General features: G+C 49.3%; 22 protein-coding genes. 3 read left to right on the forward strand and 19 right to left on the reverse strand.

Going from position 1 to position 25,553, the window contains the following annotated elements:
* Positions 1-69: 69 nt before the first annotated feature.
* The 18 genes from KJS52_RS03295 to KJS52_RS03380 form a co-directional block, all read right to left on the reverse strand.
* On the reverse strand, positions 70-1,008 hold the full coding sequence (locus KJS52_RS03295) for a YdcF family protein (protein WP_213513189.1): 939 nt from the start codon (positions 1,006-1,008) through the stop codon (positions 70-72).
* Positions 1,005-1,559 (reverse strand): ribonuclease FAU-1 family protein, encoded by a 555-nt coding sequence (locus tag KJS52_RS03300; RefSeq protein ID WP_213513190.1) that lies wholly within the window; start codon positions 1,557-1,559, stop codon positions 1,005-1,007. The genes KJS52_RS03295 and KJS52_RS03300 overlap by 4 nt, the downstream gene beginning before the upstream one ends.
* Before the next feature lie 143 nt (positions 1,560-1,702).
* Positions 1,703-4,318, reverse strand: coding sequence for a PBP1A family penicillin-binding protein (locus KJS52_RS03305; protein ID WP_213513191.1), 2,616 nt, complete (start codon positions 4,316-4,318; stop codon positions 1,703-1,705).
* 230 nt (positions 4,319-4,548) lie between these two features.
* Complete coding sequence (gene hfq / locus KJS52_RS03310; RefSeq protein WP_213513192.1) at positions 4,549-4,785, reverse strand: RNA chaperone Hfq; 237 nt, start codon at positions 4,783-4,785, stop codon at positions 4,549-4,551.
* 7 nt (positions 4,786-4,792) lie between these two features.
* A complete protein-coding gene (gene miaA / locus KJS52_RS03315) occupies positions 4,793-5,836 on the reverse strand; it encodes a tRNA (adenosine(37)-N6)-dimethylallyltransferase MiaA (RefSeq protein WP_213513193.1) in 1,044 nt (347 codons plus the stop codon).
* A gap of 107 nt (positions 5,837-5,943) precedes the next feature.
* The gene (locus tag KJS52_RS03320; RefSeq protein ID WP_213513194.1) at positions 5,944-6,729 is read right to left on the reverse strand and encodes a class I SAM-dependent methyltransferase; all 786 of its coding nucleotides are present in this window, start codon (positions 6,727-6,729) and stop codon (positions 5,944-5,946) included.
* On the reverse strand, positions 6,726-8,972 hold the full coding sequence (gene mutL, locus KJS52_RS03325) for a DNA mismatch repair endonuclease MutL (RefSeq protein WP_213513195.1): 2,247 nt from the start codon (positions 8,970-8,972) through the stop codon (positions 6,726-6,728). The genes KJS52_RS03320 and mutL overlap by 4 nt, the downstream gene beginning before the upstream one ends.
* A 52-nt stretch (positions 8,973-9,024) precedes the next feature.
* A complete protein-coding gene (gene mutS / locus KJS52_RS03330; protein ID WP_213513196.1) occupies positions 9,025-12,060 on the reverse strand; it encodes a DNA mismatch repair protein MutS in 3,036 nt (1,011 codons plus the stop codon).
* Positions 12,061-12,907: 847 nt separating this feature from the next.
* Complete coding sequence (locus tag KJS52_RS03335) at positions 12,908-13,210, reverse strand: hypothetical protein (RefSeq protein ID WP_213513197.1); 303 nt, start codon at positions 13,208-13,210, stop codon at positions 12,908-12,910.
* A 179-nt stretch (positions 13,211-13,389) separates the two neighbouring features.
* Positions 13,390-14,271 (reverse strand): alpha/beta fold hydrolase, encoded by an 882-nt coding sequence (locus KJS52_RS03340; protein WP_213513198.1) that lies wholly within the window; start codon positions 14,269-14,271, stop codon positions 13,390-13,392.
* A gap of 15 nt (positions 14,272-14,286) precedes the next feature.
* Complete coding sequence (locus KJS52_RS03345) at positions 14,287-14,904, reverse strand: TetR/AcrR family transcriptional regulator (RefSeq protein WP_213513199.1); 618 nt, start codon at positions 14,902-14,904, stop codon at positions 14,287-14,289.
* 121 nt (positions 14,905-15,025) lie between these two features.
* On the reverse strand, positions 15,026-16,594 hold the full coding sequence (locus KJS52_RS03350) for a putative amidoligase domain-containing protein (protein ID WP_213513200.1): 1,569 nt from the start codon (positions 16,592-16,594) through the stop codon (positions 15,026-15,028).
* 110 nt (positions 16,595-16,704) lie between these two features.
* Positions 16,705-17,265 (reverse strand): outer spore coat protein CotE, encoded by a 561-nt coding sequence (locus KJS52_RS03355; protein ID WP_213513201.1) that lies wholly within the window; start codon positions 17,263-17,265, stop codon positions 16,705-16,707.
* A 796-nt stretch (positions 17,266-18,061) separates the two neighbouring features.
* Positions 18,062-19,021: an aromatic acid exporter family protein gene (locus tag KJS52_RS03360; RefSeq protein WP_213513202.1), complete on the reverse strand. Its 960-nt coding sequence runs from the start codon at positions 19,019-19,021 to the stop codon at positions 18,062-18,064.
* 45 nt (positions 19,022-19,066) lie between these two features.
* Positions 19,067-19,876: an ABC transporter permease gene (locus KJS52_RS03365; RefSeq protein ID WP_213513203.1), complete on the reverse strand. Its 810-nt coding sequence runs from the start codon at positions 19,874-19,876 to the stop codon at positions 19,067-19,069.
* 1 nt (position 19,877) lies between these two features.
* Entirely contained in the window at positions 19,878-20,666 is a 789-nt protein-coding gene (locus tag KJS52_RS03370; RefSeq protein ID WP_213513204.1) for an ABC transporter ATP-binding protein, read from the reverse strand.
* Positions 20,667-20,691: 25 nt separating this feature from the next.
* Positions 20,692-21,693, reverse strand: a complete 1,002-nt coding sequence (locus tag KJS52_RS03375) for an ABC transporter substrate-binding protein (protein WP_213513205.1) — start codon at positions 21,691-21,693, stop codon at positions 20,692-20,694.
* A gap of 274 nt (positions 21,694-21,967) precedes the next feature.
* Complete coding sequence (locus KJS52_RS03380; protein ID WP_213513206.1) at positions 21,968-23,467, reverse strand: carboxypeptidase M32; 1,500 nt, start codon at positions 23,465-23,467, stop codon at positions 21,968-21,970.
* Between the two features lie 131 nt (positions 23,468-23,598).
* Between KJS52_RS03380 and KJS52_RS03385 the strand changes: the two genes are divergently transcribed.
* The gene (locus KJS52_RS03385; RefSeq protein ID WP_213513207.1) at positions 23,599-23,916 is read left to right on the forward strand and encodes an iron-sulfur cluster biosynthesis family protein; all 318 of its coding nucleotides are present in this window, start codon (positions 23,599-23,601) and stop codon (positions 23,914-23,916) included.
* A gap of 78 nt (positions 23,917-23,994) precedes the next feature.
* On the opposite strand, the gene KJS52_RS03390 is transcribed toward KJS52_RS03385, so the two are convergent.
* Positions 23,995-24,528: a DUF309 domain-containing protein gene (locus tag KJS52_RS03390; protein WP_213513208.1), complete on the reverse strand. Its 534-nt coding sequence runs from the start codon at positions 24,526-24,528 to the stop codon at positions 23,995-23,997.
* A 133-nt stretch (positions 24,529-24,661) separates the two neighbouring features.
* On the opposite strand from KJS52_RS03390, the gene KJS52_RS03395 reads away from it, so the two are divergent.
* Both KJS52_RS03395 and KJS52_RS03400 read left to right on the forward strand, forming a co-directional pair.
* On the forward strand, positions 24,662-25,171 hold the full coding sequence (locus tag KJS52_RS03395; protein WP_246563088.1) for a hypothetical protein: 510 nt from the start codon (positions 24,662-24,664) through the stop codon (positions 25,169-25,171).
* Positions 25,172-25,173: 2 nt separating this feature from the next.
* Complete coding sequence (locus KJS52_RS03400; RefSeq protein WP_213513209.1) at positions 25,174-25,461, forward strand: YxcD family protein; 288 nt, start codon at positions 25,174-25,176, stop codon at positions 25,459-25,461.
* The last annotated feature ends 92 nt before the right edge of the window (positions 25,462-25,553 follow it).

Below are 25,553 nucleotides of genomic sequence, written 5' to 3' on the forward strand. Positions count from 1 at the left end.
GCTAGTACAGACATATTAGAAGATTTCGTACTATAAATCACTTTAAATGGATGAGCCAGCAATAAGCAATTAAATCATCAGTCCAAGCGGCATCAACAGCTTGTTGAGCTGCCACTTCGTATAAGCAAGCATTTCTCTTGTATAATGGTAGCTTTCATTCAGCACCTTCGTATCGGTCCCTGCTGTTTGTACATGCTTGAGGCCAACATAAGCAGCTATATCCTCCGCTCGTTTCGTATGATATTGATGGGAAATAATCATTAACGAGCTTAAGCCATGCTTCTCAGCTACTCGCTTGCTGAACTCAACATTTTCATACGTATCGCGAGATTGTGTTTCCAACAGCAGCTTGTCTTGCGGTATACCCGCATCGGCAAGATATCGTTGCATCCCTTCTGCCTCGCTTAATCCGCGGGAATAGTTAGGCTTGCCGCCGCTAAGGATTAAGTAATCTACAAGTCCTTCTTCATACAGCTCAATAGCGTAATCAAGCCGTTCCTTCAAAGCAGGGCTCGGCTGCTCATTCCAAAGCGCCGCCCCAAGAATGATGCCTGCATCTGCCTTTTGCAATGGCTGCTGTTCATGAAAAATAATGACATAATAAGCATACAAGCACCAAATCAACACAGCGCAAGCAGCGAGCAGCGCCGCTCGAAACAGCAGCTTAAGCGGCTTAAGCCGACCATCCTGCTTTTTACGTTTTTTCCGTTTAGCAGCAGCTGGCTTTGACTTTGGCTTTGACTTTGGCTTTGCTGCTTGCTTTCCGCTCTTCTCGCTTTTTGCAGTCGGTGTGCCAGCAGCTTTGGCCGTAGCCGTCGAAGCAGGAGCCGAGCCTGCTGCAGTTTCCTTGAAGAAATCATCAAACTCTTTGTTGCGTTCTGTTTTTTTACTACTTGCCGAAGGCTGCGATTTGCTCCGCCCAGCTTTAGCCGTCGATTGTGCCTTTCCAGCCGGCGCTTGCTTCGGCTTTCCCTGTGTTGGGGAAGCCGAAGCTGAACGTTTGCTCATGACTCGCTCAACTCCCACGCCTTATCGTATAAACGCTTATGCTTCATGCTGAGTGTAAAAAATCTGAACTTGCCGTTGCGAATCATGGACAGCAGACGCGAGGCTGTCTTTTGCGCCAGCTGCACATCCTTGTAGCTTATTTCACCAGCTTGATAAGCTTCCTCAAGCTCATCCTCATCCATCAGAAAAACTTCGCCGCTTGGCAGTACGACAACATCCAAATATAAATCATCAAACCAAGGCACCTTCTGCTCGGTCAAGCCTTGGTTTTTGCATACATCAATATACCACTGTACTACCTTGCCATCGCGATCAAACATCGTTGTCACTACAAAATGCTCTCCCTTGGGGAAATGCTGCATCCATACATATCCCTCATCAGCCAGACACAGCTCCTTACCACCATATACCTTGTATAAAGGATCTCTCAGCTCATGGATACGATAAAAGGTAAGAATGCCGTGGAATTCTTTCTGATCTATCTGCATACAGGAGTAGCTCTTGCGAATAATTCTTCTCCAATTCGCGCGATCCGAAAATTTTCTTTTCATAATCTGCTTACCTTTCTTGTTCTCAGTCAACACCATATTTAAAGCTTATCATAGTCGGAAGCAATATCCAAGATTTTCGACAAGAAGAGCGCCAGAATTCCTTCAGGCGCTCACTTGATTGATTATTCGGCTTTTTTCGTTACTTACATGCCGTTTCCTGCATGATTGCTGCCATTGTTGCCTGCATGATTGCCACCGTTGTTGCCAGCGCGATTGCCACCGTTATTGCCTGCATGATTGCCTGCCGAGTTTAGCAGCTCATCAATTAAGCCGCCGTCTCCTTCATTGTTGGAGCCTTGCTCGCCATCAGGCGTTGTAATCGGCTCATTCGTCGACCCAGGATCGGTCGAAGCTGGTGGAGTTGGCTCCATTGTTTCCGGAGGTGCTTCTGTAGATGGCGGCGGGGTTGGGGTCACCTCATTATCTGGAGGATACGGGTTTCCTTCGACCCAATCATCATCCGTGCCTCCATCGTCCATCGGCGTTTCAGGAACATTCAGCTCCATATCCGGTATATCGATCGAAACGGTATTGGATGGCTCACTGGAAATATTATTTTCCAGGTCATGCGCAACAACGTAATACTGATAGTTTTGCCCAGGGAACACGCTCATATCCTCAAGCGTCAATTTTCCTTCTGTTTCCCCGAAATGGACAAAGTTTCCACTATTCTGCTCAGCACGGAATATTTCAAACACAACGTCTCCTTCATAGGCGACGCTCCAGTTCAAAGTAACCTTAATATTCTCCTCGTCAAATGTGTAGGACAGTGCTCCCATCACAGGCTTTTCAGGCTCGACCGGCTTCTCCTCAATCGGCTCAAAGCTTTGCTTCGGAATGGAAGCCAGTGCCGGCTTCATAACCTTGGCGAACATCGATGCAGCCTGAGAGCTGCCTTTCTTAAGAAGATGCTTCGCATCCGTGTTGTCATAGCCCATCCATACTGCTGCTGTCCATTCCGCGGTATAGCCTACAAACCAAACATCGCGGTTTTCATTGCCTTTATGGTTAGGTATGCCGTGCTGTGTCGTTCCTGTTTTACCCGCTACAGGACGGTCGATTTTCGCAGATTTACCCGTACCAGATTCAACAACCTTCTGCATCATTTGGGTCAAATACGCGGCTGTCGTCGGTTTGATCAGCTGCTCAGTCTTTGGTGCTTTATACGAGTAAATCTCAACCTCAGATTTTTTTCCTTTAATGCTGCGAATAGTGTGCGGATCAACCGTTTTACCGTCATTGGCGATAATGCTGTAAGCTGTTGCCATCTCCAGCGGCGAAAAGCCTTGCTCCAGACCACCAAGCGCACTTGCCAAATTATATTCGCTATCTTTAAGTCCTACACCCAGCTTTGTGGCAAATTCGTCTGCTTTTTTAAGACCAATTTCATTAAGCAGCCATACAGCCGCCAAGTTTCGTGAATCCTGCAGCGCCTGCTGCATCGAAACTGCGGTTGCGCCCCACTTGTCAGATGGGCAATAGTTGCCGAAGCAGGTGCGATCGATATTCAAAGTTGTCGAAGGCGTAAAGTTTCCGCTTTCCAGCGCAGGGCCATAAGCGATTAGCGGCTTATAGGATGAACCTGGCTGTCTTTTCTTCGTTACCCGGTTCCAGCCCTTTTTCACATAGTCGCGACCACCTGATAAAGCTTTAATTTCGCCATTTTGATGATCAATAATAATCATTGAGCCCTGTGCCAGCTCATCATCAACACTTTCCTCAAAATTTTCCGGATTAGCAAACTGCTCATCCATCGCATCCTGAGCTGCTGCGTTCAAGGTCGTATAAATAGAGTATCCGCCAACGCGAAGCTCTTCTTCGGTTAAGCCTGTTTTCTCAACGGCTTCTTCAACGACATAATCTACGAAGGCTGTATATTTCGCATTATTGTATTTTTCTCCATGCTCGGGCTGCACATATTGGACAGCCTTCGCTTTCTCCATTTCCTCTTTCGTAATGTACTCCTGCTCATACATGAGCTGCAGCACAACTGCTCTGCGCTCATAGGAAGCTTCAGGGTTGCTGATCGGATTGTAGCGGTTTGGCGCTTTCGGCATTGCCGCCAGCGTAGCAGCCTGCCATAGCTGCAAATCCTCCAGCTCTGTATCAAAGTAGTATTCTGCCGCTGCTTTAATGCCATGAATGCCTCGGCCATAATAAATGCGGTTCAAATACATCGTTAAAATTTGCTCTTTAGACATTTGATTTTCCAGCGCAACTGCAATCGATGCTTCAGTCGCTTTACGGAACAGCGTCTTATCTGCGCTCAAAAATACGTTTTTCGCCAGCTGCTGGGTAATGGTACTTCCGCCCTCCACAGCACTGCGAGCGATAATATCCTTCACCACTGCGCGCCCGATCGAAATAAAATCAAGCCCGGAATGCTCATAGAAGCGTCTGTCCTCTGTCGCGACAAATGCATCAAGCACGACCTGCGGTATTTCTGAAAACTCGGCTACCTCGCGATTCTCATTGACATCGTAAAGGCGGGCAATCTCCACTCCTTCAGCATCATAAATGATTGAGGCTTCGCCAAAGTTCAGCTTGTCTCCGTGCTGAGCGAGGAGGCGTTCACCGTTAATAATAATCGCAGAATAGCCTACAATCGCTGCTACAATTCCAAATACAATCGCAAAGAAAATACTATAAAACCAAACCTTACCGCTTTTTTTCTTTTTCTTTCGTGGCTTCTTGCTCTGATTGTGCTGACTTCGGTCTTGAGCTTTACTACTGCTGCCTCGGCTCGTATGTTCACTCATCATGACCCCTCCTAATCACTTCAATCTCTCTGTAGACATCTTTGGTGCCCGTCAATAAATGCGGCGGCTTTCATTCATAAGCAAGCAATACATAAGCATCCAACAAACAAGCAATCAACAAACAACTAAACAACAAAAGCAACCGAGCCTAAGCAAGGTTGCTCCTGCATGCCGCTATTTACATAGACGAACTTAAATGAAAAAAGTTTCAGTCAGGGCGATCGTCTGTTTTACTGACCAAGCTCCTGCTGCATCAATGTCACGTTACGCTGTGGCACAAAAGTAGAAATCGCATGCTTGTAGACCATCTGTTGACGACCTTCCACTTCGATAATGATCGTAAAATTGTCAAATGCCTTGATCAGGCCGCGAATTTGAAAGCCGTTCATCAGAAATACGGTAACTTGAATTTGATCCTTGCGCAACTGATTCAAAAATGTATCTTGAATATTGATAGATTTATTCATTTGGACGTTACCCCCGTCTACTTAAAGATTGATTAGTACTATATTCAAGATGACCTTGAAACTTTCCTGCTATTATAGCATGAATTGAATGTAAAATCTCCTCAAAATTTTCATCCATGTCAATCCAGTGAAGGTTCTGCATATGTCTGAACCAGGAAAGCTGGCGTTTGGCAAAGCGTCGTGTATCTCTTTTTAGCAGCTCTACCGCCCGCTCGTAGCTGTATTCGCCTTGCAAATACGCGATCATTTCTTTATAGCCAAGCGCTTGCCGCGGTACGGCATGCATCGGCAAATCCCTTGCTAACAAGGCCTTGACCTCTTCAACAAGGCCCTCCTCCAGCATTTGATCAATCCGCTGCTCTATTCGCTCGTATAGCTTGGCGCGATCGCGTGTCAGACCTAATATAATTAAATTATATGGGCTTTGCTTCTCCTGCTTGCGCTCCTGACCCTGCTGATGCTCGCTAAAGGTTTGACCGGTTACATGGAAAACCTCCAGCGCCCGAATAACGCGGCGAACATCATTGGCATGCAGCCGCATCGCCGCCTGCGGATCAATCGCTGCCAGTTTGGCATGCAGCGCTTCATTGCCATGCTGCTCGGCAAACTGCTCCATCTCGCGGCGAAACACCTCATCAGAGCCTTGCTCAACAAACTGATACTGATAGCAAAGCGATTCAATATATAAACCTGTGCCGCCTACGACAAAGGGAAGCTTTCCTCTTGAATGTATATCCTCAATCAGCGCTTTGGCACGCGCCTGAAAATCTGCGGCGGAAAACGCCTCTTCCGGATCGCAAATATCGATCAAATGATGAACAATGCCTTCTCGTTCCTCTTCCTTAATTTTTGCCGTTCCTATATCCATGCCGCGATAGACCTGCATGGAATCTCCCGAAATGATTTCCGCATGATAACGCTTGGCTAGCTCGATGCTTAGCGCAGTCTTGCCAACTGCAGTAGGTCCAACAAGCACTAGCAGCGGCGTTTTCGCTTGCTCGCCAGACAATGATTGATGTTGATTCGTAATTGGACTCACTTCCTTTCGCATCTCGTTATCATTTCGCTTGCAGTTCCCCTGCCGCTTGCTTGCTTTGGGCGAGCATGAACAGGGCGCCGCTGAGCAAGTTCCGTACATGCCCAAGGGCGTTTATCGTCCTAGCTCAATTCAATTTTTCCATACGCCACGCGCAGGCCTTGTCCGCTTTCACAGCGCGTAAAGCCCAGCCGTTCAAATTCATTACTCATGCTGTGCTCCTTAAGCAGCACGCATTTGCGAGCAACTCGCTTCGCCTGCTCGATCACTTCCTCAGTCAAAGGCTCGTTGTTGGTCATGCTGCGAATTGCGCCGATCGCGCTCGATTCGTGCAGCGGCTGGCGAAACATAGGATCAAAGTATACAATATCAACGCTTTTATCATCAAGCGCAGCCAAAAATTGCTTATGGCTGGCAAGCTTCAGCTCAATGCGCCGCATCGCCTGCTCAATGATCGGTATTTCCACGCTATAGTGCTTAAGCCCTTCGCGCACCACGATATAGAGCGGCAGCTCGCTTTCCAGCGCAATTACTTTGCCGGTTTCACCGACCGCCATTGAGAAAACAAGGCTGTCGCTGCACAAGCCTGCTGTGCAGTCCAGCACAACATCTCCTGCGCGGCAGCCGCTATATTCAATCAGCTTCTCCCTGGCACCTTGCAGCATTCCCTTCAGCTTGACGAAGGCCATGCTTGGATGATACACAAGCGGCTTGTCCAGTTGCTCGCGCTCGTAAAGACGCAGCTCATGCTCGGTGGCAACGAGCATATACGGACTATTAGAGCGCTGCATCAGCTTGCGAACGCTCATTTGCCTGCGCGGCACAAGCTGCGCCTGCAGCTCTGCTGCCAGCTTTTTGGCATAGCCGAGCAGCCTGTCATCCGGTGCTTGTGAAGTTGTTATGATCAAGACATCACCCGCTTAAACATTTTTTCAAGCTGATAGGTGGACAAGTGAACAATAATGGGGCGGCCATGCGGGCATGTGTACGGCTGTTTGCAAGCCGCAAGCCGCTTCAACAGCCCTTCTCCTTCTTCCCGCGTCATGCGGTCATTGGCCTTGATCGACGCCTTACAGGAGCACATAATGGCCGCCTCCTCACGAAACTTCGACAGGTCTATCCGCTTGCGGTGCTGCAGCACGTACTCCACCATTTCCTCTACAATACCGGCTTCCTCACCTTGAGGCAGCCATTGCGGATATGCGCGAACAAGATACGTTTGCTGGCCGAATGGTTCCATATAAACCCCGGCCTGCTCCAAAAACGGCAGCAAATCCTTTAAGCTGGCAGCATCGCCAGGCGTTAGCTCCATCGTAATCGGAACGAGCAGCTCCTGACTTGCTTGCTGCGGCTGGCCGAATTTGACGAGATAGTACTCATAATTAATCCGCTCATGCGCGGCATGCTGATCGATCAAATATAGGCCGTCCTCAGCCTGTGCAATAATATAGGTGCCATGATGCTGACCAATCCAGTGCAGCTCGGGAAATGCTGCAGTCGCACTGTCCGCTGCAGCTTCAATGGAATTGAAGCCGCCGGAAGCTTCCTCCGAATCCAGCTTGCCGTATTGCGTTATTCTGGCTGTCACACCATCCTGATTATCCAGCTCTGTCGCATATTGCTCTTGGGCATTGGTCAGCTCTGATGCATGTTGCGCTTGTGCATTGGTCAGCTCTGACGCATACTGCGCTTGTGCATTGGTCAGCTCTGACGCATACTGCGCTTGTGCATTGGTCAGCTCTGATGCATATTGTCCTCGGGCATGTTGCTCTGGATCAGCAAAGCTATTCCCATTTGTTAATGACGTTAAATATTTCTCGTTCGCAGCAGCTTCAGCTTGCAAGTCCCCTTGTTCACCAGATTTCGCTTTGGCATAGAGCCGCTCGGCGGCATCCTTTGGTATGCTCTCTTGAGGCTTTTCTTGATATGGGCTAGAGCCAGCTCGCCACGAGGCGTCTCCTGCTTGCGCAAACGGTCGAGCCGAAGACGAGGCGCTACTGCTGCCTGCGGAAAACAAACCTGCTCCTTGCTTGCTGCCTTCCCTGCCTGCCCCGCTTGAATAGGCAGACGCCCCGTCAGCTACATGGAATGATATTGCGCCCTGAACCAGCTCAGGTCCTGAGCGCTCCCGCTTCTTCAGCGCATCCAGGCCAGGCGTGTAGCGAACATTGCCAAGCTTGTCGCGCACTGCCGACTGGATCAGCGCTTTTAGCTCCTGTTCCTTGCTGAAGCGCACCTCCAGCTTGGACGGGTGAACATTGACATCGAGCAGTGCAGGATGCATTTGAATTTCCAATACAGCTAACGGAAAGCGATGAATCGGCAGCAGCGTATGATAACCTTCCAGCAGCGCATTGTTGCAGGAAATGCTTTTAATATAGCGGCCATTGACAATGATTGTAATGCCATTGCGATTGGCTCTTGTCAGCTCAGGCTTGGAAATGTAGCCGATCAATTCATAATCGGGATCGGAGCCATCAATTGGCAGCATCATCTTGGCAGCGCTTGTTCCATAAATAGCGGCAATGACCTGCAAACGATCCCCGCTGCCAAGGGTGCGCAGCAGCACATTGCCGTTATGCTTCAGCGTAATCGCGATGCCAGGGTGAGCGAGCGCAATCCGGTTCATATAATCGGAAATATGGCCCAGCTCAGTCTGCACCGTTTTCATATATTTCAGGCGCGCAGGCGTATTGAAGAACAGATCGCGAACTGTAATGCTCGTTCCTTTTGGAGCGTTGCAAGGCTCATTGGCAAGCAGCTTGCCGCCTTCAATGACGATTCGCTGCGCAAGACCGGATTGTTCAACAGAGGAGATGCATTCGACCCTCGACACCGCCGCAATACTAGGCAGCGCCTCACCGCGAAAGCCCAAGCTGGCAATGCGGAACAAGTCGCTGCTCGCAGCAATTTTGCTGGTGGCATGGCGTTCAAATGCGGTTAGCATATCCTCCTGCTCGATCCCATCACCATTATCGACTACGCGAATGAAAGTTAATCCTCCCTCTTCAATCGTCACATCAATCGTTGTACTGCCTGCATCAATCGCATTTTCCACAAGCTCTTTTACAACGGACGATGGGCGCTCTACTACCTCGCCTGCGGCAATCTGGTTCGCTAGTTGCTCATCAAGCAGCTTGATTCTTGCCATCGGTTAGCCTCCTCTCACCATCACTTATATCGTAATTGCGATCTTATTTGAATTAACGCAGCTTTTGCTTCAACTCATTAAGCAGATTCATCGCCTGCATCGGCGTCAAATTAAACAAATCGACGCTTTTCAATTGCTTAAGCACCTGCTCTTCAGAAGCTTGCAGCTTTGGCTTGGCAGGCACGACAGGCGATGGAGCCTCCTCGAAAATCGAAAGCTGAACCACTTCCCCTGGTTGCACGGTCTGCACGGCCACTCCCTGAGCGCTGGCTTGTACAGCTTCTGACGGAGCGGCTTCCTGTGCTGTTGCTCGCAAAGCTTCTTGCCTAGCTTCTTGCGACGCAGTTTCTTGTATCGCTTCTCGCTCAGCTTCTTGCGAAGCAGTTTCTTGTGCCGCTGCTTGCAGCTCCTGGCGCTGCAGCGCTGCATGCGCAGCCTGCTCCACCTTCGGCAGCAGCCCTCCGCTTACGGTGACTGATTTTTCACCGAGATCAAACGGCAAATCAAACTCCTCTGCGTCCTGTTCGGCAGCCGAGAATGAAGCAGCAGCCTGTTGCGGCGCTTCCTTGCCAAGCTCAAGTGGCTGTGTCGCTTCCTTAACCTGCTGCGGCATTGCTTGCGAGCTGCCAGTTAAGGATACACCCGACGTCTGTGCTGCCTGTTGGCTGCCTGTCCGAGTCAAGCTAATTCCCGCTGCATGCTGCTGCTTGATTTCTGAATCAAGCAAGGAATAAGCACGTGTAATAATTTCATTCGGCAAGCCAGCCAGCTGCGCGCAATAAATTCCGTAGCTTGTATCCGCCGCACCCGGAACGAGCTTGCGCAAAAAGGTAACGTGATCGCCGCTTTCCTCTACAGCCATGCGTGCATTCGTCAAGGCTTGCAGCGACTCCGACAAATGCGCCAGCTCATGAAAATGCGTAGAAACAAGCGCCTTGCAGCCGATGCTGCCATGCACGTACTCAATGACAGCCTGCGCAATCGCCATCCCTTCTGCAGTTGAAGTGCCGCGCCCAAGCTCGTCAATAATGACCAGACTGCTTGCAGTCGCTTGCTCGGTCATAATTTGAATGTCCTTCATTTCCACCATAAATGTGCTCTGCCCGCCGATCAGATCATCGGCTGCGCCAATTCGCGTGAAAATGCGATCTGTTAGCGGGATTGTTGCAGACTGCGCTGGCACGAAGCAGCCAATTTGCGCCATTATCGTAATAAGCGCTACCTGACGCATATATGTACTTTTGCCGGCCATATTCGGCCCCGTAATAAGCAGGATGGAATGCTCCGCGCGGCTTAGCGCCGTGCCGTTGGCGATAAACGGCGTTCCTTCCATCATCGCCTCAACAACGGGATGTCTGCCTTCCTCAATTTTCAAATCATAGCCTTCGCTCATTCGCGGCTTCACAAAGCGCTGCTCTGCGCTAACAACAGCCAAGCTTTGATAGACATCAAGCTCGGCAACGGTCGCAGCTACCTTCTGCAGGCGCGCCAAATGCGTTAGCAAATGCTCGCGTAGCTCAAGAAAACGGCTGTACTCCAAATCTACCATTTTCTCCTCCGCCTCGAGAATCAGCCGCTCCTTCTCCTTCAGCTCGGGCGTCACATAGCGCTCTGCATTCGCCAGCGTTTGCTTGCGCTCATAACGGCCCTCCGGCAGACTGCCAATATTGGCCTTGGACACCTCCAAATAATAGCCAAACACTTTATTAAAGCCGATTTTCAACGTTTTAATGCCTGTTGCCTGGCGCTCTCTATTTTCCAGGTCCGCAAGCCAGCGCTTGCCGTTGCTGCTCGCCTCGCGCAGCTGGTCGAGATATTCATCATAGCCAGCTCGAATAAGGCCGCCTTCGCGCAGCGACAATGGCGGATCATCCACCAGTACAGTATCAATTAAATCAGCAATATCCTCACAGGCATCAAGCGACGAAACAAGCTTTGCCAGCACCGGGTTCGACGCATGACGGCACAGCTCAACGAGCTGCGGCACACGGCGCAATGACAGCTTGAGCGCATGCAAATCCTTGGCATTGGCATTCCCATAGGAAATTCGTCCGACCAAACGCTCCAGATCATAGATCGGCTTCAGCTCATTGCGCAAATCCTCGCGCAAAATCATATTTTGATAGAGCGCCTCAACCGCGCTATGGCGAGCCTCAATCTCCTTAAGACTTAGCAGCGGCTTGTCTATCCAACGGCGCAGCAGCCGCGCGCCCATCGCCGTTTGCGTGCGATCCAGCAGCCAAAGCAATGAGCCTTTTTTGCTGCGGTCGCGCACCGTCTCAGTCAGCTCCAAATTGCGGCGCGTATAGTAATCCAATATCATAAACTGCTGCGGCTCATAACTATTTAATATCGTTAAATGCTTGAGGCTGCGCTTTTGCGTATGCGCCAAATAGCCAAGCAGCACCTTAACCGCACGTCGGCGCACACCGTGCAAGGACGCAAGCTGCTCCGCAGAAAACTGCTCCTGCAGCGCCTGCTCCTCGCACATCGGCCAGCTCGTAAGCGGCACATTGCGTGACCAATTGCTCGCTTCCTTTAGCTGCTCCAGCAGCTCGGCATCACCGACCAGCTCCGACGGATTGTAAATATTAATTTCATCCAGCAGCGTACTAAGTGCACCTGGCAATGAGGTTACATATAGCTCGCCCGTTGACAAATCACTGCAGGCTATGCCGAACACGCCATGCTCAACGACAACCGCTCCGATAAAGTTGTTGCCCTTGCCGCTTAGCGTTTTCTCCTCCATGACAGTACCAGGCGTAATCGTTCGTACAATTTCACGACGAACAACACCCTTTGCTTGCGACGGGTCCTCAACCTGCTCACAAATTGCAACCTTGTAGCCCTTCTCAATTAAACGCGCAACATAATTATCAGCTGCATGATACGGCACGCCACACATCGGAATACGCTCAGCGCCGCCGCCATCACGGCCAGTCAAAGTAATTTCCAGCTCTCGCGACGCCAAAACCGCGTCATCGAAAAACATCTCATAAAAATCGCCTAATCGAAAAAAAAGAAAGGCATCAGGAACCCCTCTCTTAATCTCCAAATATTGCTGTATCATCGGTGTATAGGTCGCCACTCGACTCCCTCCCATTTCATATTAATCAGCACTACGGAGCAAAAGCATCCTCAGCGCTCCGGAGCAAAGCATCCTCCAGCCGCTTTTTAAATCGTAATGCTCTTTATTTAAATTTATAAGGTTGCATTACGATGTTAAAGGCGGCACACTGCGTTTTTCGGATGCTTTGCTCCTCCGCTGTAGCTTTTTTGTTGTTGAGTACACTACGAAGTAACCGCAGCGTCATCAACTTCGGACTTTTTGAACCATCTCTTCCAATGAAAGTTTAAAAAGTCGGCTTTCAGGACCAAGAAGCTTGGACGATAGTAGAAAGCGAGGAGCGCAGCGTAGGCAAAATGCTACGTGAGCACCGTAGCTTTCGCTAGCGTTCAAGATTCGCTGTCGAATACGCTACACGCAATCACATCGTCATCAAAGTCGGCTTTTTAAACAACCTCGCTTCCAATGAAAGTTTAAAAAGTTCGGAGTTCAGGACCAAGAAGATGGCACGATACTAGAAAGCGAGGAGCGCAGCGTAGGCAATAAGCTACGTGAGCACCTCAAATGTTTCCGCAGGAAACATACTTCGGAAGCATAATCTTTTCGCTAGCGTGACATATTCGCCGTCGACTCCACTACAACGCCCATCATCGTCATCAACTTCGGACTTTTTAAACATCCCCTTCCAATGAAAGTTTAAAAAGTCGGCTTTCAGGACCAAGAAGCTTGGACGATAGTAGAAAGCGAGGAGCGCAGCGTAGGCTAAATGCTACGTGAGCACCGCAGCTTTCGCTAGCGTTCAAGATTCGCCGTCGAGATCACCCCAACGCATTACATCGTCATCAAAGTCGACTTTTTAAACTACCTCTTAGAGAGGGAGATCGTTGCCTTCTATGACTAATTTCTCCATCCTCTTCAAAATCATATATTCAGTAAGCTCATTCGTCAGCGCACGGCCGTACCAGGATTCCAACTCAGCCCGGCTAAGGCATATTCGTTTTTCATTGAATTGAAAGGCTACGGTTTGCAGGTTGCTGGCCGCTGACAGCAGGCAGCTTGCATTAAACAGCATATTTACCCTCAGCTCCAACTCGCTTCCTTCCAAATAATCATAATAGGAAAGCGTTACTTGTGAAGGTTCTTTTCCTTGAGTCAGTATATGTATGGACACAATAAAGCCCTCCATCGACAATAAATGATCAGATTCTACTATTTTAACATGAGTAGTTCGACGATACGAGTTTTTTTGCAAATTTAAAAGGATGACCGCCTGCCCTTTACAGGCACGATCACCCTTCTGTTTTTTTGTATATGATACCACTTGCCATCTCTGGCTGTGGACTGCTCTTTCTATTTTTCGCTAAAGTAAGCAATTAACTCATCATTAATAGCATCGGCTATTTCATGATTAATCCCATGACCCGCATTAGGGAAGTAGCGCGCGCTCATACCGTATTGCCGCAGCAGCGCCTGCCCTCCCATTATTGCAAACGGGTCTTGCTCGCCAAGCAAATATAACAGCTTTGGCCTAATTATATCAATTTGTTCATCAGAAAATTTAACTATTTTATGATGGCGCATGCACATATTATTGTAGCCTCGCAGCAAATAAGTAAAATGCTCCACTATAAGCGGATTGCCAGTAAAGGCTGCACTGTTTTCTCCGGTCAGCTTTAGTAACAACTTTTGAATGTTGCGCTTTGTTGGAATTAGCGCCTCGGGCATAAAAATTTTCAGCATCATGCTCATCGTATTGCCAGATTGCTCAGCAGGCACACTGGAGGCCAGCGCCACTGCCTTTATTACGCGCTCATTTCTCATAAGCGTATAATATTGCACCAAATACCCGCCATGGGAAACGCCAGCCATATATACCTGATTAAGCCCCAGACCGTCAAGCAGCTCATCTATCCATACTGCGATATCAAAGCTTTTATTGTAGCCTTCTCCAGGCAGACTTTTACCCGGGCCGCCAAGCGTATCTACCGCATAAATCCGAAAATGCGGAGCAAGGCCTGCTGCGTTATAAAGCCACATCAGTGCAGAGTCGTCGGCAACACCGTGAAACAGGAGAACAGGAGGCGCTTCAGAGCTACCAAATACATTAATATGCGTGCTGCCATATTGAGTCGGCACATTGAGCTGAGCAACTTCGACGCCCCATTCATCAAGCAAGCGATCATAACTGGATAAAATATTGCGCTCAGCTTGTTTCGTTCGATATCTTTTCATTGCGCTGTGCCTCCTTTAGGCATACCGAATATAAAATCTGTCTAGCAACTCAGTCAGCTCCTGCCGAGCTGCAGCTTTGCTTGCTTCTGTCACCTCACCGCTGCCAGCAAAATAGCGTTGAAATACGAAGAGGATAAGCGCTTGATACTCCGCAGCCAGCGCCTTAGCATCGTCCTGTCTGATCAGCCCCTTGTCCATCATGTAGCGAAAAACTTGCTCCTGATGCTGAAGCGGCCAGGTGAACATCAGCTTATGGAAAAGTGCTGCAGCCAGCTCATTTCTTTGCTTTTCAATCGTAAGCATGCGAATAAGCTTGTACATCCTCTCTTCCAGCAAATAATGCTCCACATACACAATCCCTGCATACGCAAAGCTTTCGCGCTCGACCTTCGCGCCAGCCTGCAGCGCATCGACAAAGCTTGCTTTGCGAGCCTCAGTCTGCTGCTCTGCCTCATGCAGAATCGTCTGCAAAATATGCTCCTTGTTGCTATAGTGATAGTAAATCGAGCTTTCCTTTATTCCTACTGCTCTGCCTATGTCTCGAACAGATACCGTTGTAAAGCCGTTGAGACTAAACAAATCTAAGGCGGCTGTAACAATTTTTTGTTTTGTGCTTTGTTCAGTGGCGGTCATTCCGTTCTCCTCCCCAGAATAGACTAACAACTGTTAGATAAGCTCATCTTATCTAACAGTTGTTAGGTTGTCAAGCTATTCCATGGAAACAAACGGCAAAAGCGCTGCTCAAAGCAACTCCTTAAGCTTTCGGCTGCTCCTCACGCTCCAGACTTCTCTCTGCCAGCTTCCAGCGCTGCCTAATATCTGATTGCTCATTCCAGGTGCTGCGCTGCTGCAGCGCCCGCTGTAGCGGCTGCACCCCTTCCACAAGCCGCCTATCGGTGGTGAGCGAGATCAGCAGCTCAATATACTTCTGCGCCAGTGCACACAGCTGCTCGCGCGCTCCTTGCGCATAGGCCTCTGCAACTGCCCGCAGATCGTCACTGTGCAGGCGCTCTGCTAAAGCAAAGCGCTGCTCAACCGTAAGCCAGCAGACGTATATGGCAGCCTTGGTCAGCGCGGGTGACACAAGCCAGCTCGGCAGCGTTCGGTACTCAAAGCCGCCGTGAAACTGCTTGCGATAATCGCCCAGACCGCCAAATTTATCATTGCGTGCTTTGCCCGACTCATCGGCCAGAGCAGCAAATGGCAATGCCAGCATGACGTCTAGCAGCCGCAGCAGCCTCGGCGTAAGCGGAATGCCGCTTACGTGAAGATGGCCGCCAAGCGCCACTCCCTTGATGGGCATAGCGCCTGCCTGCCAGCGCAGATTCTGCTCAGCTGCGAGCTCATTGAGCTCCTTCAAAAGTCTATGCAAGGTTGCAAACAGTCTCGCAGGATGGCTTGCAGGGCGGGGACGCAGCTCAACAATCGGATAGATCAGCTTATTTTTGTAAAGCAGCGCGTCAATGCCGATTTCCTCGCTTGTGTAATCCAAAAGTATGCTGGAGGCTGATACAAGCTTGTTCGACTCATCTACGAAAATGAGCTCGGGATCTGCCCCCAGCCTGAACGGCTGCTCGCGATCCAATTCCCAGCTTTCCAGCCAGCGGTTTAGCGATTCGTTCAGAATTGCCCGATCTAGCGGCTGCTGCTGCTCGATCGACCATGCATCGCGAATCGCCAGGCTGCCTGTTCCGCTTATCGCAACAAGCACTGATCCGACATCAAGCCACAGCGCATAAAGCGCCCGCGCTGCTGCCGTCTCTAGCGCCCTCAACGTCACCTCAGGCAGCTCCTGCTCATCATGCTCAATCATCCCTTGCGCATCCCGCAGCACAGCGTGCGGCTCTCCTAGCGGCCCTAGATCAGCATCTACTCGGCGCCAGCAAAGCAGGCAATGATCGATGCAGTGCACCAGATAAAGCCGTTCGTCGCGGAGCTGCTCATCAATTCGCAGCCTTGCAGCCTGCCAGCGCTGACGTTTCTGCTGCTGCGTCATATCCCTCAAACGCTTTAAGCCAGCATTAATGCTCGCCCGTTCCAGACAGTAGCCTGCGCCTGCATCATTCTGGAGCAGAACGAGCGGCTCGCTGCCAGGCGCTGAGGAGGCAGGAGCTACTGAAGTTGTTGGAGCTGTCTGAGCTTCTGGTTCTGCCTGAGCTTCTGGTTCTGCCTGAGCTGTTGAAGCTGAAGAGTCCATCAGCCCCTGCTTCTCCGCCTTGCTCAGCAAAGCCATCAGCGCCTTGCCTTCAAACAAATCAGCCAGCTCCTGCAAGCGAAGCCGGGCTTCTCCTTGCTGCTTTTGCAGCCATAAATGTTTGCTCATAGACCAGGCATCCTTCACATAGGTTTTCGTCCATAAAAAAACGAAGAGGGCTTCCGCCCTCAAGTTTGTCGTGTATCGACATATGATATAACAGATTTGTTACTAAGATACTAAATTTCTTCGTCCAGCAATTCATCCAAGTCGTCAAACTCTTCTGTCTCGCCTTCATAGTCGAAGTCTTTGCCATCCGGGTCCGGGCAGCCACCAGGCACAACCGCAACAGATACCTTTGTCTCCGCAATAATTTCAACAGCAAATTCACGCTCCACACGGACAACTACCGAGTTTCCGTTGGCAGAAATATTCGCTTCAATACAGTTTGGCTCTGTAATGGACTCTGCGAATACTTCTGTCGTGGAAGCGCGATGCTTCGGATCGAGATAATATAAAGGTACATTTTCCACAAACTGAACGCTTTCCTTCGCGACATCCGTTTGTGAATTGTTGTTGTACGAGTACCAAATATTAATGTCATAAGTACCGATTACTTCAACACCATTACTTGATTTGACCGCCTCATACTTTGTGTTTATCACCCATGCACCGAGAATACTCGTAGGACGATGCGGTGGGGTGATAGTATGAGTGGATGTACTAAACTTACGACCTTTCCCGCAAACAGCCTTCGTAATAATTTCTCTGCAACGTAGCTGTTTATTTCCTCTGGTCATCGACTTAACCTCCTCCATACAATCATTCACTTAAGTGTATGCAAGTGCTAGGCGTTTGTTGATTACTGTAGTCCTACAAATCCAAACTATTTTTCTTCAAAAGGTATTTTATCGCTCCGAACCTCTTGAACTTGCACGTCAAGTATGTATGACGGAGTCGCAGCCTACATCAACGCCCATCCGAATTCGACCCGAATCTCCTTCTACATGCTAGTTCCATCATATGAAAAAAGAGCTTATCCTATGACACATCGCAAAAAATGTGAATAGAATAAGCTCTTTTAAATCAGCGCTTCGGAGCAAACATCCTCCAGTCGCTTTTTAAATCAGCGCTTCGGAGCAAACATCCTCCAGTCGCTTTTTAAATCGTAATGCTCTTATTGTAATTTTTAAGGTTGCATTACGATGTTAAAGGCGACTCACTTCGTTTTTCGGATGCTTGCTCCTTCGCTGTAGCTTTTTGAGGGCAGGACCAAGAAGATGGCACGATACTAGAACGCGAGGAGCGCAGCGTAGGCCAACTGCTACGTGAGCACCGGAGCGTTCGGTAGCGTGACATCTTCGCCGTCGAGTTCGCCCCAACGCATCACATCGTCATCAAAGTCGGCTTTTTAAACTTCCCCTTCCAATGAGAGTTTAAAAAGTCGGCTTTCAGGACCAAGAAGCTTGGACGCTAGTAGAAAACGAGGAGCGCAGCGTAGGCCAAAAGCTACGTGAGCACCGCAGTTTTCGCTAGCGTTCAAGATTCGCCGTCGATTCAACTACGAAGCTCAGCATCGTCATCAAAGTCGGCTTTTTAAACTTCCCCCTCTACCTTTTTGCGCTTGAATTTTTGTGCTATGTCCAAGTACCTCCCCACCTCATGCATCAGCATAAGCAGGGTGGCGCGAATTTCAAATTCATCGCGCGTTTTGGGCAGCTCCATCGCGCGAAACTGCTCGCTAAGCTGCTGCAGCTTCACCTTGACCGTGCCAACGTATACCTCTGAGCGCGTATCCTCGGCCAGCTGCTCCAGCAGCTCGGCAATCCGCTCGCTGTGCTCGAGCTTGCCGTGTATGTATGCGACCATTTCCATCATATCGTCAATGGCCTCCAGCTGCTGATTTCTCATCGAGAAGTAAGTCGACCAATACGAATCGTAATCCCAGAAGCGATTTTCCTTGTTGCGCACTGAGATCTCCGCTCCTCTTTTTATCGCCGCCTCTGCCTCCAGCAGCTCTGCACCGCTCCACACATAGCTTGGATCGCGCAGCGTCTTCGCCAGCTTGTTAAAAATGTGGTAGTAGTTCTGCTCGATCGTTTCGCGCAGCTGCTGTATTTCGCGGTCATCCTTAGGCATGTACACCATATTAATGAGCGTTGCCGAGCCTAATCCGACCAGCAGCAGGCAAATTTCATTCCAGATCAAGCCAGGCGTCACCTCGCCAGCACCATATAAATGAAATACGATAACACAGCTCGTCACAATGCCTTCCTTTAGCTGAAAGCGGGACATGATCGGAAATGAGACTAAAATAAAAATCGCCACTGTCCAGTAATAAAAGCCCAGCAGCACAAAAATAATCGAAGCAAAGGCCAAGCCGAGCACCGAGGCAACAAAGCGGGCAACGGTTTTCGTAATGCCCTTCATCCTTGTTACCTCGACGCCGAGAATAGCCAGTATGCCCGCCGAGAGCACATATTCCAGCTGAAAATAATTTGCGACATAAATGGCCAATATTGCGGCTATCGCTGTTTTAATGACACGTATCCCCATAGTTGCAGCTCCTACGTTAGTATATGTCACTAGTATAACGATTCCTTAGCGATCTTTCCAGCCAGATGTGACCTTCCCTTCCAACATACTGACAGCCTGATACATAAATGTCGCGACAAAAGCAATCACGACAAGCGTCGACAGCACCAACGTGAAATTGAATACCTGGAAGCCGTAAATGATCAAGTAGCCCAGTCCAATACGCGCAACAAGAAACTCGCCAACTATGACCCCAATCCAGGCAAGGCCGACATTCACCTTTAGCGTAGAAATAATAACGGGAAATGCTGCCGGCAATATGACATAATAGAAGCTTTGGAAGCGAGTAGCGCCAAACAGGGCCGCCACCTTGAGCAAGCCCTCTTCCGTTTCGCGAAAGCGATTATAAATGTTTATCGTTGTAATGATTACTGTAACAAGCAGCGTAATCGCCACAATCGAGCCGAAGCCTGGCCCGAGCCCAACGATAAGCAGCGGACCGAGCGCAACCTTGGGCATGCTGTTCAGCACAACGAGTATAGGGTCAGCGACGCGGGCTGCAAACGGAAACCACCACAGCAGCGCAGCAATGAGCGTGCCGAGCAATGTTCCCAAGAGAAAGCCGGCAATTGTTTCAGCAACTGTGATGCCAATATGCGGCAGCATGCTGCCGTCCAGCAACGATGTGTACAGATGATTGGCGATTTTGCTGGGCGAGCTGAATATGAGCGGATCGATTAGCCGCGCGTTGCTGCTGTATTCCCATAATCCAATAAAGCCGATTAGCAGCAGAATCTGCGTGAGCAGCACGAGCAAGCTTTTACGGCGCATCTTTTCTTTATATTGCTTATGAAGTGCTTGTATTGGCACGTTCATGCTACCCCTCCTCCCTTTCCATCTCTTCGTCCAGCTCATGCCATATTTCATCAAAGCAAGCCTGGTAAAGCGGATGCTTTCTCGCTTCAATCGGTCCAGCTTCTTTTAGCTCGCGCGGGATCGTGATGATTTTGCGTATATGGCCAGGGTTTCTGCCAAGCACGACAACACGATTACTGATTGCTACCGCCTCAGACAAATCATGTGTGACTAAAATAGCCGTTTTGCCTAAACGACCCAGCGTCGTTTGCACCAGCTCCTCGAGCTGCATTTTAATATGGAGATCAAGCGCTGAAAACGGCTCATCCAGCAGCAGCAAGTCAGGATCGGTAATTAACGTCCGTGCCAAAGCGACTCGCTGCCTCATGCCGCCCGACAGCTGATGCGGATACTTATGAGCAGATTGCTCCAAGCCAAGCTCATCCAGCAGCGACACAATTTTCTGCTTTGACTTTGCATCGGCTTTTCCGCTAATTTCCAAGCCCAGCATCACATTTTGCATAATGGTGCGCCAAGGGAACAAATAATCCTGCTGCTGCATATAGCCAAGGCGGGGCGAAGGCGAGGAAATCGTTTCGCCCATGACCTTCAATTCGCCGTAGGTAGGGGCCAGCAAGCCGGCGATCATATTTAGAATGGTCGTTTTGCCGCAGCCGCTCGGACCGACGAGGCTAATAAATTCTCCTTTGTAGACAACAAGATTAATATGCTGGACAGCAAGATGGGCACCAGACGCATTAACGTAAATATGTGACAGTTCTTTAAGTTCCAGTACCTTTTCTTTGTTCATGAGCAGGTCTCCTTATCGCAGGCTGCTACTTGATTGCTTCTTCTGCAAATGAAGTATTGACGATTTCGCTATGCTCGGTTCGTTCGGTCAGCTCGCCTGCACTCGTCATAATGTCCAGTAAATTGTCCCACTCCGCTTGATCGACGATCGGGTCTGTCGCATAGGAGCCTTGCTCCTTGTAGCGGGCGATTGAGCTTTCCATAATATCGAGGTCCACGTTGTCAAAGTACGGGGCAACGACCTCGGCAATTTCCGCCGCAGAGTGCTCCTCTACCCACTGCTGCGCCTTATATACAGCATTGGTGAAGCCTTGAACAACATCGCTGTTTTTGTCAATATAGCTTTGCTTCGTCATGAATACGGTATATGGCAGCAATCCGCTTTCCACACCGAAAGAAGCGACGACATAACCGATCCCTTCCTTTTCAAAAATAGAAGCTGTCGGCTCAAACAGCTGGACAAATTCACCGGTGCCCGAGGAAAAGGCAGGCGCAATGTTGGCAAAGTCAACATTTTGAATGAGCTCAAGATCGCCATGCGGATCGATCCCATGCTTTTTCAGCGTAAACTCTCCCGCCATTTGCGGCATGCCTCCTTTGCGTTGACCAAGGAATGTTTTATTTCTCAAGCTCTCCCAATCAAAGCTGTCGCTTGGCTCGCGGGCAACGAGAAAGGTGCCGTCAGTTTGCGTTAGCTGGGCAAAATTAATCACCGGATCATCGCTGCCCTGCTGCGTTACATAAATCGAGGTTTCCGAGCCAACCAAGGCAACATCAATTACGTTGGACAGCAGCGAGGTCATCGTTTTGTCGCCGCCTGGTGTAGTGGTCAGCTCAACGTCAATTCCTTCCTCGGCAAAAAAGCCTTTCTCGATCGCCACATATTGCGGCGCATAAAATAAAGAACGTGTTACCTCGCCGATCCGCACGACTGTATGTTCATTGCTGCTTTTGCCACAGCTGCTTAACACCAGTGTGCCAGCGAGAATCAGGACCAGCACGACAAGAAGTGTCTTGCCAGTTTTCATAGTAATCCCTCCTCCATCTTTGTTTTTGTTTTTGCTGTAGCTGCTGTGATGGACAACTTCACAAGCATGTGTCAGCTCGACATGTAACTAGTTGACCTTGTCCCTGCGCAAATGGACTAATGCTGCGAAGAGATAGGACTTTTGTGGTGGTATAGCCTATTCATTTACAAATAAGGTGGTGCGTATTTAAAGGAAAAAAGCCTCTGAGCAAGGCCCCGATTCTTGGGAGCCAGTGCGTGCAGAGACTTTTTGCCTGTACTTGATATGCAATTGATTACAGCTTGTAAATATCCGTATATTTTTCTTTCAAATATTGCGCCAAATACGCAGGATTAAGCGGCTCATTCGTAATTTGCTCGACCAGCTCGGATGGCGACTTCAAGCGTCCATACTGATAAATACGTTCAGCCAGCCAATCCTTGATCGGATGAAGCTCACCCGCTTCAACCTTCTGCCAAATATCCGGCATTTGCTGCTGCAGCGTATTCATAAATTGCGCCGCATACATATTGCCCAGCGAATAGGATGGGAAATAGCCAAATGCTCCGCCCGACCAATGGACATCCTGCAGCACGCCTTCTGCATCGCTTGGCGGCTCGATGCCCAAATACTGCTTATATTTTTCATTCCAGACACGCGGCAAATCCTTCGCCTGCAGCCCTTCATTAAAGATCATTTTCTCGATTTCATAGCGAATAATAATATGTAGGTTGTACGTAAGCTCATCAGCTTCTATTCGAATTAGCGACGGCTTAACAATATTGTTGCCGCGGTAGAAGGTGTCGACATCGATTTCCGCCAATTGCGGGAAACGCTGCTGCAAATCACGATAGTATCGGTTCCAGAATGGGCGGCTGCGCCCGATTACATTTTCCCAAAAACGCGACTGCGACTCGTGAATCCCCATCGATGTGCCTGTGCAAAGCGTTGTGCCAACAAGCTGCTCGCTAATATTTTGCTCATAAAGCGCATGACCGCCTTCGTGAATCGTGCCGAACAAGGCGCTCGTCACATCGTCTGCCAAATAACGAGTCGTAATCCGCACGTCATGAGGGTTCAAGCCAGTCGCAAACGGATGTACGCTTTCGTCAAGCCGTCCGGCATCAAAGTCGAAGCCCATTTGCTTCAAAATAAACAAGCTGTATTCCTTCTGCGCAGCAATATCGAACTGGCCTTCAAGAAAATCGGTGCGCGGCTGATGCGGGCTGCTGGCAATTTGCTCAGCAAGCGGAACCAGCTCATCTCTCAGCTCGCCAAAAATTTGGTCCAGCTGCTGCACGGTCATACCTGGCTCATACTGATCGAGCAATGTATCGTAGCGCGTTTCCTTTACTCCCCACAGGTCGATCATTTGATTGGTCAGCTCGATAATTTGCTCGAGATATGGCTGGAAGCTGGCATAATCATTGTTTTGCTTGCATAGCTCCCAATTGTTTTCTGCCTGTGCAGTCAGCACGACATACCTTTGATACAGCTCAGGCGGGATTTTTACGCTGCGATCATACTCCTTGCGCGTTTCCTGAACGAGTCTGCGATTCAGCTCATCCAGCTGCTCCCAGTTGTGCTCGCTTTCCAGCTCAGTCAGCAGCTGTCCCAGCTCCTGCGAGGTGGATAAGCGAAACATTTCGGACGACAGCGTTCCGATCACCTCAGAGCGAATATCCATCCCTTTGCGCGGCGCGCCAGTTCGCAAATCCCAGTAAATGACGGCAAGCGCTTCTTCATATTGCTTGATTTTCTGATTAATATCGCGAAATTGCTGCAAAACGGTCATGCTCGATCTCCCTTTCCCTATTGAATTTCATGCGGTGTCAAGCCGCTCAACATAAGGTTGCCTAACTCTACATCTATATCTATAATCAACTATAACCGATTAAGCACAAAAATAACAAAGGTGATGAACAGATGCGTATTTCCTTTACTGCCGCTGCAGTAGACTACTTGACACCCATTCTGCAACAAACGAACAAGCAATTAAAATTTCTTCACGATACCGAGGGCTGCGGCTGTGTAGTCAGCGGCGTACCGACCTTGACGCTAATTGACGAGCCAACGGTCGATGACCGTGCCGGCGAAGCCGATCCGCTAAGCTTTTATTTCGAGCCGAGACATAAGGTCTATTACGAGGAGCATATGAACATCGACTATGCTCCGCATAAAAACAGCTTCAGCTTAAAAAGCGACTCGCAAATTTACACCTTGCATTTGCGATTTGTGCAATAGCTCCTCAACTGCTTGCGTGCATGCTCTGCTTGGCTCATTTGCAGAAATGGATTTGAGGCACATGCATCGTTAGCCAGTCTATCCCTTCCCATTTTCAGCAGCCTGCTGTCTTTGCGCCAGCGCAGCAGCTCGTGCGGCAATTACGTCACTGCGATCGCGCCTTGCATGACGATGGATAACATCCTCCGCAAGCGCGCTGCTTGCTTGCAGCCATACGAGGCCGCGAGCTTCTGCCAGCTGCTGACAAAAGGCGAGCAGCTGTTGGTCGGCGATCGGCAGACTGAGATCAACATATTCCGCTTCCGCTTTGCAGGCAGCCGTTCTAGCTTCCAGCAGCGCTGCAAGCCGCTCATGCTCGAGGCCGATTTGTCCGCTGTCATGCACAGCCAGCTTTTTCAGTGCAGACTGATACATGAGCTGAGCACCGCGGTAATTACGCCTGCGCTCATGATACTGTGCTACCGCAATTTGAATGCAGGCTACCCATAACTCGCTCAGCGGATCCTGCGGCTGCTCCTTCCAATATTCCTCCAACAGCTCATGGCATTCAAAATAGTCGCGCGTTGCGTGAAACTGTATTAAATATTCGATATAGGCATTCGGGTATTTCAAAACATCACCTTCATCATGTTCTTTTATTAAAATAATTTTAAAGAAAATTAGGAAAAAGTGAAACCAAACTTTATAATAGACGTAATGCTTAACTATAGCAACCTTAAGCAAATTTTCAGGAGGGACAAGATCAATGAAAAAAGGGTTTATACTCACGCTGGTTATGACAGTGTTCCTTGCGCTCAGCATCGGATTCAGCAGCGATACTGCTGATGCGAAGCGTGGCGGAGGCTTCAAGTCAAACAAGCAAAGCTTTACTCAGAAAAAAGATTCTACCACTCAGCAGTCCAATACTGGCGCTACTTCAGGAACAGCAGCTAAAACCGGTACTGGCGCAGCTGCCACAACTAAAGGTGGCGGTCTTTTTGGCGGCAACTCCTTCTTGAAAGGGATGGCGCTTGGTGGACTAGCAGGTCTATTGTTTGGCGGCATGTTTGCCAATATGGGAGCTTTCGGTGAAATCTTCGGCTTGCTCATTAACATTATTGCGATTGTCGCCATCATTATGGTGATCAGAGCGGCATGGACCTACATTCGCAACAACAAAAAGCCTGCTGCAGCTGGCCCTAACTTTAATCGCAATGATCGCTTCGACCATCGTGATCGCGATGAAGAAGATCGTAATGGAAGAGGTCAGTTCTAACGATGCGTATCTACACGGATGAAATTATTAATGCGATTTGCTTGAACATGGCTGATCGCCGCGGCGTTAAGCCTACAGATGTAGAGGTTCAGCTTTCTTGGGAAGAGGAATACGGCTATACTGCTGAGGTTTGGGTAAATGGTCGCTCGCAATATTTGCTTCAAGCTAACATTATGGAAGCGTTAGAGCAATATTTTTACTCCGAGTATAGATTGCGCGTATTCCGCTCCGACATTATGCTTGGCATAGATGAAGAAGCAGAACAATTTTGGGCAGAGGCGAGAGCATAGCTCTCAACCGGATGAAGATAACCTTTATAATCGCATGAACGAAGCGCTTTCGGCATATTGCCGAGGGCGCTTTTTTTCTACGAAGCTAACGA

This window comes from Paenibacillus montaniterrae (assembly GCF_018403185.1).
In the GTDB taxonomy this organism is placed as follows: domain Bacteria; phylum Bacillota; class Bacilli; order Paenibacillales; family Paenibacillaceae; genus Pristimantibacillus; species Pristimantibacillus montaniterrae.